This window comes from uncultured Nevskia sp. (genome assembly GCF_903885465.1).
Lineage (GTDB): Bacteria > Pseudomonadota > Gammaproteobacteria > Nevskiales > Nevskiaceae > Nevskia.
This window is the reverse complement of sequence record NZ_CAISIQ010000208.1, coordinates 1-11795: the sequence shown is the minus strand read 5'-3', so window position 1 is coordinate 11795 and position 11795 is coordinate 1. Positions and strand designations below refer to the sequence as shown.

The 11795-nt window shown below is 63.7% G+C and carries 8 protein-coding genes; 6 read left to right on the top strand and 2 right to left on the bottom strand.

Annotation, left to right across the window (positions count from 1 at the left end):
• From QZY06_RS07895 to QZY06_RS07870, 6 genes are all read left to right on the top strand, one after another.
• On the top strand, window positions 1-1910 hold a 1910-nt coding region (locus tag QZY06_RS07895), incomplete at its 5' end, for an efflux RND transporter permease subunit (protein ID WP_295682554.1).
• A gap of 379 nt (window positions 1911-2289) precedes the next feature.
• Window positions 2290-5052, top strand: coding sequence for a hypothetical protein (locus QZY06_RS07890; protein ID WP_295682551.1), 2763 nt, complete (start codon window positions 2290-2292; stop codon window positions 5050-5052).
• 270 nt (window positions 5053-5322) lie between these two features.
• Window positions 5323-6168, top strand: a complete 846-nt coding sequence (locus tag QZY06_RS07885; RefSeq protein WP_295682548.1) for a peptidylprolyl isomerase — start codon at window positions 5323-5325, stop codon at window positions 6166-6168.
• Window positions 6169-6229: 61 nt separating this feature from the next.
• Complete coding sequence (locus QZY06_RS07880; protein WP_295682545.1) at window positions 6230-6937, top strand: ankyrin repeat domain-containing protein; 708 nt, start codon at window positions 6230-6232, stop codon at window positions 6935-6937.
• Between the two features lie 7 nt (window positions 6938-6944).
• The gene (locus tag QZY06_RS07875; RefSeq protein ID WP_295682543.1) at window positions 6945-7820 is read left to right on the top strand and encodes a hypothetical protein; all 876 of its coding nucleotides are present in this window, start codon (window positions 6945-6947) and stop codon (window positions 7818-7820) included.
• The gene (locus tag QZY06_RS07870) at window positions 7817-8959 is read left to right on the top strand and encodes an HlyD family efflux transporter periplasmic adaptor subunit (RefSeq protein WP_295682541.1); all 1143 of its coding nucleotides are present in this window, start codon (window positions 7817-7819) and stop codon (window positions 8957-8959) included. The genes QZY06_RS07875 and QZY06_RS07870 overlap by 4 nt, the downstream gene beginning before the upstream one ends.
• Before the next feature lie 65 nt (window positions 8960-9024).
• Here the strand turns inward: QZY06_RS07870 and QZY06_RS07865 are convergent, their stop codons facing one another.
• Window positions 9025-9720, bottom strand: a complete 696-nt coding sequence (locus tag QZY06_RS07865; RefSeq protein WP_367275588.1) for a flavin reductase family protein — start codon at window positions 9718-9720, stop codon at window positions 9025-9027.
• Window positions 9721-9980: 260 nt separating this feature from the next.
• On the bottom strand, window positions 9981-11795 hold a 1815-nt coding region (locus tag QZY06_RS07860), incomplete at its 5' end, for a DUF4105 domain-containing protein (RefSeq protein WP_295682533.1).

Sequence of the window (11795 nt, the reverse complement as noted above, 5' to 3'; positions counted from 1 at the left end):
TGGTCGACGATGCGGTGGTTGGCGTCGAGAACGTTGTTCGTAGATTGCGTGCGCAGCGGCTGACCGGGCTGGCGCTGGTCCGGGCCGTGGGCCTGGCGACGCTCGAAGTGCGCTCCGGCATCCTCTACGCGACCCTGCTGATCGTGCTGGTGTTCGTGCCGCTGTTCGCGCTTGGCGGCGTCGAAGGCCGGCTGTTCGCGCCGCTCGGCATCGCCTACATCGCGGCGATTCTCGCCAGTCTGGTGGTGGCGATCACGGTGACGCCGGTGCTCTGCGTGCTGGCCTTCGGCGATGTCGCGCGGCTGCCGGTGGAGCCGCGCTGGCTGTCGCGCCTGAAGGCTTTCTATCTGCGTCTGCTGGAACGGGCGCTGGGGCGGGCAAAGCTGATGCTGGCCGTCGTCGCCATCATCCTGGTGCTGACCACCGTGCTGGCGCTGCAGCTGCCGCGCGCCTTCCTGCCGCCGTTCAACGAAGGCACCCTGACGGTGAACCTGATCGCCGCGCCCGGCATCGCGCTGACCGAATCCGATCGTCTGGGCCGCATCGCCGAAAACCAGATTCTGGAAGTGCCGGAAGTCACCGCCGTCGGCCGCCGCACCGGCCGTGCCGAGGCTGATGAGCATGCCGAAGGCGTGCATTACTCGGAGCTGGATGTATCGCTGCGCGAAGGCGGCCGCTCGCGGCGCGAGATCGCTGCCGATATCCGGACACGGCTGTCGGCGCTGCCGGTGGCGGTGTCGATCGGCCAGCCGATTTCGCATCGTCTGGATCACCTGCTGTCCGGCGTTCGGGCGCCGCTGGTGGTGAAGGTCATCGGTGATGATCTGCCGACCCTGCGCCGTCTCGCCGCCGAAGTGCAGGTGCTTCTGGCGAAGCTGCCGGGGCTGACCGATGTGCTGATCGAGCCGCAGGTCGACACGCCGCAGTTCGATGTCCGCATCGATGCCCGCGCGGCCGCCGAAGCCGGCGTTGCGCCGGCGCGGGCACAGGCGGCGCTGGCGGTGCTGGTCAATGGCGAAACCTTGTCGCAGATCGTCGAAGGCGAAAGCCGCCATGCGCTGGTGCTGCGCCTGCCGGAAGCGGCACGGCAGCCGGAAGCACTGAAATCGCTGCTGATCGACGGCACGGCCGGCCCGGTGCCCTTGGGCTGGATCGCGAGCTTGAGCAACAGCACGGCGCCGAACCAGATCCTGCGCGAGCATCTGCGCCGCAGAGTCGCGGTGACCGCGTTCCCGGCCGATCACGGCTTCGAACAATCGGCTGCCGATGCCCGGGAGCAGCTGGCGGGCTTGAGTCTGCCGCCGGGCTATGTGCTGAGTCTGGAAGGGCAGGCGGCCTCGGCTGACGAGGCGACGCGGCGCATCGGCGCGCTGGCCTTGCTGTCCCTGCTGCTGATGGCTGCGGTGCTGCATGCACGCTATGGCTCGCTGCCGCTGACCCTGATCATCCTAGGCAACGTGCCGCTGGCCTTGGTCGGCGGCGTGCTGGCACTGAAGCTCACCGGCACACCGCTGTCGATCGCCAGCCTGGTCGGCTTCGTGACCCTGGCCGGCATCGCTGCGCGCAACGGCATTCTGAAGATCAGCCACTACCTGGCGCTGGCCCGCGACGAGGGCGAAGCGTTTGGCACCGCGCTGGTGCTGCGCGGCTCGGCCGAACGCCTGACGCCGGTGCTGATGACGGCGCTGATTGCAGCGCTGTCGCTGATGCCGCTGATGCTCGACGGCGCGGCACCCGGCAAGGAAATCCTGCATCCGGTGGCGCTGGTGATCTTCGGCGGCCTGCTGTCTTCGACGTTGCTCGACAGCTTCCTGACGCCGCTGCTGTTCCTGCGTCATGGCCGTCCTGCTACCGAAGCGGCGGTGGCTGCCGTGTATCAGTCGCAGTTTGCAGCGCGAGAAAAAAAATGAAGTTTTCTTATGTTTTTTTGTTCCGAGTAAATAACTCGATCGAAAAAAATCAATTTCGATGATCAGAACGGTATTTGCTTATACCTGCCAGTTGCCTGTCGAATGCTGCAACTCATTGATCCTTAAAACCTTGAAAGTTCCTCGAGGGCGTAAATGATCTATCCGAAAGCGGTCATCAGAACTGTTTGGCGCCCTACGATAGTCAAGCTTGGGCCTGGCTCGGAATTCTGCTTTCCATGCATGGAAGCTGCGTCCAGCACAGGGTCGGGAAAACCTCGAGAGAGATTCTTTGAGAGATCACATTGATATGGGAGATGTTCACGTGAAACATGCGATTCCACACCGGCGCAAGCTGGGCAACGTGGCCAGGGAGGCAACGATGGCAATCGCGATGACGACAGTCGTCGCGTTCGCCGGCGTTGCGCCGTCCCCGGTTACGGCCGGACCGCTGACCAATCTGCTGGGCGGTGGCGGCACGGCTACCGGTACCACGGAGGATGACGGCCCGCTGAAGAAGCTGCTCAGCCCGCGCGACAACACGCCAGCCGCGGGTGCACCGGCTGCGATCAACAAGTACACGAACAAGGTCATTCCGAACGGTTCGGTGCTGCTGGTCTGGACCGGTGACGGCTGCTCGACGCCGGTCTGCAACCCGCAGACCAGCCAGGACTTCATGGCCGTGCTCGATGCCGAGCCGAACTCGACGACCTACGGCAACGTGATCTGGACCGCCGAGTTGCCGAAGGTGATCCTGTCGAACATCCTGCCGGGCGGCCCGCTGGGCGGTGCCTCGTCGGATTCGCACAACGATCCGCATCACATGCTCAGCTACACGTCGTACATCTCGGGCGGTGGCGATGGTCTCACCAAGGGTCGCAAGTACCAGTTCGCTGGCGGTGTGATCTCGAAGAACGTGTTCCGTTTCGACGTGACCTCGGTCCGCTCGATCGGCAAGGCTGACCTCGCGGTCTGCGGCACCCAGGTGCGGCGTTCCTCGCTGACCGATGATTTCGTGGTCATGCCGTCGACGACGGGCAACCACAAGATCCTCTACACCTACATGTCGAACTACGTGTACGGGCCAGGCGGCTCGGTCACGGAAATCGAACCGGATCGCGTGGCTCCTACGCTGCTCGGAACCTGCCTGGCCACGGCACCTGCCGTGCTGCCGCTGCTGGAAACGGTGCAGGTCGGCGGTCTGATCGGCAACATTCCCGGTCTGATCACGGACGACACCAACCTGCTCGGCCACACCGGCATCACCGAATACGGTGCCGCCGTGCGTGCCAACCAGCCGCGCAACCCGACCAACTACACGAGCTATCCGGATCTGCGTCCGCAGCGCCGCTACAACCAGGGCGTGTTCTATCTCGGTAATGACGATGTCGGCATCGAAGCGCTGCCGCACGGCATGGCACTGACCTATGACGGCAAGTATCTGGTGTCGTCCGATTACGCCGTTGCGGCGTCGATCGGTGCCTCGGCCATCAACGGTGCGCTGATCGGCATCTGCAACCAGGGTGGCGGTTCCAATGGCGATCGCGCGGCCGGTCCGCTCGGCGTCTGCGGTTCGACCTTCGGCAGCTCGGTGCGCGTCTTCGAAACCAGCGGCCGCTACAAGCGTGGCAACACTCGCGATTCGCTGAAGGAAGCGAACGTGTACGACTCGAACCCGTATGTCCGCTCGGTTTCAGCCGTGCCGGATGGTCCGCGTGAAGAGTTCGTGCTGTTCCACGAAGAGAACGAAGGCCTGATGCCGTTCGGTCTGCCGCACCAGTCGCATCACTGCAAGAACCAGAAGGGTTGGGTCGACAACGGTGATCCGAGCTATGACCGTGCGATCACGCCAGCGGGCCTGGTGGCCAACGCGAACTCGGCAGTCGACATCGAAGACTGCACGCCGACCAGCCCGGAATACGTGCCGCATGACGGTGCCTTCTCCGGCGCCATGTGCGGTGGCGTTCTGTACTACAGCCCGGACATCCGTCTTTCCGGCAAGCAGACCAACGTGTTCGGTGGCAAGGGTCCTTACTGGCGTGCGGTCTATGACGTCGGTCCGTGCCCGGGTGTTTCGTACTTCAACCTTTCGGACGACGATCGCTTCCTGATCCAGCCGATTGCAGGTATCGAAAGCCCGGCGTCGATCGATCCGGCCGGTGCGGCGGAATTCGATCGTGACTATCCGCGTGAACACAGCCGTCGCGTGCTGACCGTGGACATCCGTCCGCTGCTCGCGAAGGGCCGTGCCAACACGCCGGCCACGGCGATCAAGTGCGACTTCCCGCCGCCTGACCGCGCTCGTCTGTCGAAGAGCTCGCTCGGTGCTGTTGCAACGCGTGCTGATCTGTCGGGTGGCATTTCCGGCAAGTTCAACATTCTCAAGCACAACAACGAAGCCGATGACTGCCCGCGTGTTCGCGGCGCGGTTGGCCAGTTCGAGAATGGCCCGACGGGTCTCGGTAGCCCGACGACCTTGTCGTCGAACAGCACCCAGCGCGGCGTTGGTTATGTCCGTGAAGCGCAGCTGATCCAGGAAGTGCTGGCAGTGAATCTGGGCGGCATCCTGCTGGATGGCACCAAGACCGGCGGCGAACCGTCCGGCACGGGTGGCACCCCTGGCAGCGGCAACCTCAACAGCCTGCAGAACATGCACACGCATGGTGGTCCGCATTTCACGGTCATCGACCGTGTCGGCTATCAGAAGACGCCAAGCAACGAAGGCGGCTACATGGATCTGACCCCGAAGGACAACGGTTCGGGTCTGGGCGTGCCGCGTGATGCCGTGGTTGGCGGTGCACCGGCGCAGGGCGTGCAGCGTTACGCCTTCATCCAGTACTTCGTCGAACTGAACCATGTCCCGGGTCCGGGCACTGGTTCGGATGGCGATCGCACCATCTGCGTGGGCAAGTACGACCGCCGCACCGGCGCCACCGTGCTCGACACCAGCTTCACCGATGAGCTGCTCGGCACGCCGTGCATCGACTTCGACTCCGCTGCCCGTGACGACTGGTACTGGCCAGGCGCCCGCGGCAAGAAGGGCACGGCGAAGCCGCATGCCGCGGTGTTCGAGCGTGACGGTGCTGCGCTGTTCGGCCCGGGCTACTACCCGGCCGCGCCGCTCGATGTCGATGGCTCGAAGTAAGTAGCAAGCATCAAGGCCTTTCTCCGAAGTCGGAGAAAGGCCGCTTTTCTCCTCCCCCGTGCTGTTCGGGGGAAGGCGGGGACCGGGGCGTTTGACGGTAGTGCACACGTTAAAGCGCCCCCACCCAAACCCTTCCCCGCACGCCGGGGGAGGGCTTCTTTTATTGATCGTTACTGGAGCACCACAACGATGTCGCAGTTGCCAAGTTCCCGATTCAAGCGAGCGCTCGTCGCCGCCAGCTTCCTTGCCGTTACCGCTGCTGTTGTCCCGGTGTCCGCCGACCAGAAATCTGCCCAGAATTCTGCCGCGTCGCCCGATGGCGGTCTCGCCGTCGATGTCACCGTCAACGGCCGTCCCATTACCCGGAATCACATCACGCTGATGGGTTCCAATTTCACCGAAGACAAGAAGGCGCCAGGGCCGGAAGCCCAGGCTGCTGCACGTCTCGAACTGATCACTCAGGAAGTACTTGCGCAGGCCGCCCTCAAGGAAGGCCTCGACAAGCAGGGCATCGTCGCCGACCAGATCGCGTTCCAGGAACGCTCGATCCTGTCGCGTGCCTACCTCGAGGATTACTTCGCGAAGAACCCGGTCACCGATGAATCGCTGAAGGCTGCCTACGACGCCAACGTCGCCAGCGGCAAGATCGTCGAATTCAAGGTGCGCCATATTCTGGTCAGCGATCTGTCCCAGGCTGAAGCGATCATTGCCCGCCTGAGCAAGGGCGAGGATTTCGTTGCCGTCGCCAAGGTCGAAACGCTCGATCCGGGTGGCCAGAACAACGGCGGTGATCTCGGCTGGTTCCGGCCGGACATCTTCGTCGACAGCAACTTCGCCAATGCCGTCGTCGCGCTGAAGAAGGGCGGCATCAGCAAGGAGCCGGTGCGCAGCCGTTTCGGCTGGCATGTGATCAAGGTCGAGGACGGCCCGCGTCCGGTCGCCAATCCAGGAAAGTTCGACACGCTCGACGATCCGATCAAGAGCGCCCTGCGCCAGCGCGCCGTGCAGGCCAAGCTCGAAGCCGTGACCGCTGCGCTGACCGCGAAAGCGAAGATTGCCGGCCCTGGCCTCGCGGCCACGACACCGTCTGGCAGCAAGAGCAAGAGCGCGCCGTAAAAGTGTCCTGGGTGCGCTGACGTCCCCAGAAAGACCATAAGAAATTCGAGGAAGACCACCGATGATTCTCAACAAGACCGCATTCCCATTGGCGCTGGCCGCCTCACTGCTGCTGTCGGCCTGCGCCCAGCAGGCGGCGAAGCCCGAAGCTGCCGCCGTTGCCGCAGTTGATCCGGCCGCCACGCCGCCGACCCTCGATACGCTGGAAATCGCCAAGCTGTCCGCTGAAGACCGCATCGGCCTGACGGTGCACTTCGCGCGCATCGGCGATCTCGACGGCCTGAAGCGGATGCTCGATGCCGGCGTCGACGTCAACGGCCGCGACACGCTCGATCAGACGCCGTTGATCGCTGCCGTCATCCAGGATTCGCTGCCTGCCGTCGAAGCGGTGTTGAAGCGTGGCGCTTCGGTGGACATCGTCGACAAGGCCGGCTGGTCGCCGCTGCACTTCGCAACCTTCTTCTCCGCCGACACTACGGTGATGAAGGCGCTGCTCGATGCCGGCGCCAACGTCAATGCCCAGAACGACCGCGGCATCACCGCGCTGTACTTCGCCGCCGCCACCGGCCACGAAGTGCAGGTGAAGTTCCTGCTCGACCGTGGCGCCGATCGCTCGATCGCTTCGAAGGCCGGCTGGACGCCGCTGCGCATTACCAAGGTCAAGGGCATCGAAAGCGTTGCCAAGCTGCTCGATCCGGAAGGCAAGGGCGAAGTCGCGCCGGTCAGCAAGGTTGACGTGCCGGCCTCGAAGACGACAGGCGGCTCCTGAGTTTCCGATGCCGCAGCTTCGGGATCGTGTCGTGGCAGCGCTGCCGAGCTTGCTGTTGGCGCTGACAGCGGTTGCGCCGGCCGCGTTGCTGGCTCATGAAGGCCATGAGCACGAGGAGCTGCAAGCGCCGCAGGCCGTGATCGCGCCTGTGCCGGCGGTATCCGCTGCGATGCCGAGTTTGCCGGCGCGGGTGATCGCCGATCCGCGGCGCACCCTAGTCGTGGCGGCACCGCAGGCTGGTGCCCTGATGGCGCCGGCCGGTGGCTTCCCGCTCGCCGGCCGGGTGCTGAAAGCCGGTGAAGTGATCGCGCGGCTGCAGCCCACCGTTGCTCAGCCAGTGCGCCGCGATCTGGAACGACAACTGGCGGATGCCCATCGCGATACCGGCATCGGCGCGCTGCAGATCGATCGCTACGGCATCGAAGTGCACAAGTTCGATATCGCCCTGCCGACCCAGACCTTGCAGATCATTACCGACTACCACGCCGCCCAGGCGCGCCAGGCGCAGCTGGAGCAGAGCCTGTCCACCAGCATCGACATCGCCGCGCCGCGCGGCGGCCGACTGCTCAGAGTCGAAGCGGCGAGTGGCCGTCAGTACGCGCCGGGTGAAACCCTGTTCGTGGTCCAGGCCGATGATGGCCTGGCGATCGAAGCCCGCTTCGTCGACACCGATCTGGTCGCTCCCGAACAAGCAATTGCCTTGCTCGACGATGGCCGGCAACTGCCGCTGCGTCGCCTGAGCAGCGGCTACGACAGCGCGCAGCGGGCGCAGGTAGTTCGCTACGCGCCGCTGGTCCACGACCCGCTGCTGCAGGTCAATCAACGCCTGCGCCTGCAGTTCGTGCAGACGCTTGCCAGCACGGCCGTTGGAGCTGCGCGTTGAACGGCAAGCGCATTGCCGCGATCTCCGGCGTCCTGCTGCTGGGTACTGCAGCACTTGCCCACGATGGCGAAGTGCATCGCGATCCAGCCGATGCGGGCAGTGCTGCAGCGGCGGCGCCAGTCGATAGACCTCAGCGTCTGGCCGACGGCAGCCTGCAGGTTTCCAAGCCGATGCAGCGCCTGCTGAAACTTCGCACCGAACGCTGGTCCTCGGCGACCCTGGCTGCAGTGCAGACGCTGGTCGCCGAAGCGCGGCCTCAGCCCGAATTCGCGCTCGATTTGGTAGCGCCGGAGCGCGGCTTGCTCGAAGCACCGGAAGGTGGTTGGCCGTTGCCGGGACAGACGGTCAAGGCCGGTGCCGTGCTCGCCTGGCTGCACCCGCAGCTGAGCCAGCAGGAGATCGCCGACCGCCGCGCCAAGATGGCCACGCTCGAACAGCAGCTGGTGATCATCGACGTCAATGTCGAGCGTCAGCAGATGCAGAGCGATGCCGCCGTTGCCGCGGGCGGTTCGGCAGGCGGCAACATCTGGATCGAGAAGTACCTGGCCGATCGCGATGCGATGCGCGCCAACCGCGATCTGCTGGCGCAGAGCCTGTCCGACCGCCTGCCGCTGCGCGCCGCAGTCAGCGGCCGGGTGCTGTCCGTGCCGATCTCGCCCGGCGCGATCGTCGAAGCCGGCCAGCCGCTGCTGCGACTGGCCGATCCGAACGCCGTGCAGTTCGTCGCCATCCATCAGCAGCCCGGCCTTGCCGGACGTATCGCTGCCGCGCATCTCGCCGATGGCCAGACACTGCGCCTGCGCGGCGAAGAACCGCTGGCCGATGGCAGCGGCTGGCGCCTGCGTTTCGATGCACCGGCGAGTGCCAATGTGGGGGCAGGGCAACTTGCTTCAGGTCAGATCGCCAGCCTGCGCGTCAGCCTGAAGCCGCTGCCGGGCACGGTCGCAGTGCCGCCGGGCGCCTGCGTGCGCAGCGATGACGGCGGCGGCATCGTCTGGGTGCATCGCGATGCCGAACGCTACGAAGCACACAAGCTTGCATCGTGTAGCAGCGACGGTGTTCTGGCAGCAGCGCTGGCACTGGCAGACGGCGACCGCATCGTCACCGAAGGGGCGGCGCTGCTCAGTCAGTACCGCTGAGGATGAAACGCCAACGTGCTGCGCAGTGATCGTCGAGTGATCGCCTGCGCAAGTGCGCCAGGCCTTTAGACCTTGGATGCCGCGCGTCCCCGCTCGACGTCAGGGCTCAGGTAGGTCCCCTCGGGAATCTCACCGAGGCGGGACGAATGAACCTGCTCGGTCGTGCAGCCGTAGAACTTCTGGAACTTCATGATCAAAGGGCTCCACTGGTCGGGATCGATGCGGTCGGTCGTGCCTTTCATCAGCAATTCCGGGTGCACATGCACGCGCTGGATGCGGACCTCGAACACCTTGATGCCGACCTTCCACATCGGATCGTCCGCCATGAATCCATTGGTGGCCGACAGCACCGCTTCCATCTGCACCGGGCATTCCAGCGCGCGCGGCGGCTGAACCGTTTCACTGGGAACCGGCGTGAGCCCGGAGATCTCCCATTTGCTCTTCTCGTGCGTGTAGTTGCGCATCTGCTTCGCGGCCGGCACGGGATTGGATCCCGTCAGGCGAGCCAGTCGATCGACGTTTCCAACCTGCGCCGGAGAAGGCAGATTGAGCACGCACTCGCCGGTTCGAATCAGGTTCTCGGTGTTCTTCGAACTCGCGTCGAGTCCGAGCATGCAACGCCAGCCAAGCCAGAACGCCGAGGACATCGGCGCGAGATTCGAGGTGCCGTCCTCGTTCATCGTGCTGATCAGCACGACGGGCGTGCCCCAGTAAAGGATTGCCGGCTCGACGCTGATGGTCTTGATGTGTGGTGTGTGCATGGGAAAGGCATCCGCCGTGGTGAAGGTGTCCGCAGTCTGCGATCGCGAACGCCGCAACTCACTCCGAATCTTGCTGCGGTATTCGTCGGAGACGCGTAATAGGCAATTTCCTTTGAAAGGCCTTAACCATGATCAAACTTGGGTGCTCTGGTGTGGGGCCGGTTCCAGCCCAACGATGCTCTACGACTGAGGTCATCCCTTGACAGCGTCGGTGAAGCACTGGCAGTGCATCACTAAGCATCAGCTCTCCAAAAACCTCGTCAGAAATAGTTCCGAATGCCAAGGTATAGCGTCGTCCGGGAATTGACGGACGACCACTCGCGTTTAGCGTCTAAGGTCAGAGCCATAGACCGTGTGATCGGGCTCAGATGCTCGACGCCAACACTCTGTATAGCGTCAAGATTCGCGCAACAGTCCGCGGCCACCCGATGCCGAATGATTGTTCGATTCGCGCCTGGCCATTTCCCGATCAAGCCGATTTCCAGATCGGGATAGGCACTCGGGTTCGAATCGCGAAGGCCCAATCCCGCGCCGATCAACGCGAAGGCGTCGATTGTCTTTGCGAGCGCCAGCGTGCTTCCAACTCCGCCATTGAAACCAAGAAAAGCTGTCCTCTCGTCCATTCGCCAGAACTGGTTTTGGTAGCCCGCTGCAAAACGCCAGGAGATACCCTCGCCAAGCGGATTCAACGGCAACAGTGACGTGACGCTGTAGAGCGAGAACTCGCCGAGAAAAACCGCACCTGTCTCGATTGATGTCGAAATAGTCGTTTCTCCTATCCGAAGTTCCGACGTACTGAATGACTGGCGTTGGTCATCCAAGAGGCGGCGTCCGGCAGGGAGCAGGCGCAGTGACAGTGTCGCGCCGGATGACCGGCGGTAAGCAGATCCGACTTCCCACTGCGCATCCTGCGGCGAAGCGGATGGATTCTTGTACTGAGTGATGTCGATATCGACCGACTGTGCCACCGGCTCGATCTGCGCCTGTACCGACAGCAGCTGCGTTGCCGCCGTTTGCGAATCATCGCCGATGCCACCGGACAGTCGCTTCAGCAAAGCTTCCTCGTACAGCAGTTCCAGCAATCGCTCGCGCAAGCTCGCGTCGGGCGCTGCAGCAATCGACTCGCCGTGAGTCAGCGCATGCGCGATCTGCCGACTGCGCGTGCGTGACAACTGGCTGTCGTACATGCGGACGGCCCATTGAGATGTCGGCAGCAAGCGGTACTGGTCGACCCGCCCGAGTCGAACCGCGTTCTTGACAACATCGATCGGGCTCATCCAAGGGGCCGTGTTGTCACTCATCGCCGGATCCGCCACCGCCAGAATGTCGGCCGTGAACGTGGCGCAGTTGTGGATATCGAAAAAGTACGTCAGCGATGTGTGACGAAGCTCGTAGAGGTGCAGCTGCACGCGCCGCCGTTCCTCGGCGTCCAGCGTCACGCGATAGGTCCAGACGCTGCGCTGCTCGCGTTGCAGATACTCGGCCTCGCGTTCACGGTATGGCGACAGCGAATAGAAGCCCTGTGTACCGGTGGTCAGGCTTGCCGCAGCCGACCACAGAAAGTTCCGGGCGTTGACCGATGTGAAGAAGGAGATCGCATGCTCGGCACGATCGCCATCGGCCTTGGTGCCACTGAGTTCCAGCAGCACATGGCCCATCATGCTCGAAGCACTGACCAGGTTCTCGCTGGCGTACACGAGAGAAATCTCGTCGGCAGGGGCTCGGGTGAAGAACTCGCTGATGCCCTGGCAATCTTCGACCGGGTCGATATCGGATCGAATGGCTCCAAGTTTCCGTATAAGCCATTCGTAACGCGCCGGAAAACGGCAGATGTCACGCATGCGGTCCTCGACGCTTTCATCGCCGCGGTCATCCAGAAACGCCTGCAGCATGGCTCTTAGTTCAGCTTCAGGACTGAAGTTCGGCAACGACAGTAGAAAGCCAGGATCCCGAATCCGCGGCTTGCCGTCGGGTGCATGGAGCAAGGCTAGCCATTCACGGTCCGAAGCCAACTCCCGGATCGTTGATTCCTTCCGCGCCAACGGATCTGGAGCTGCTGCTCCCGATACCTTCTG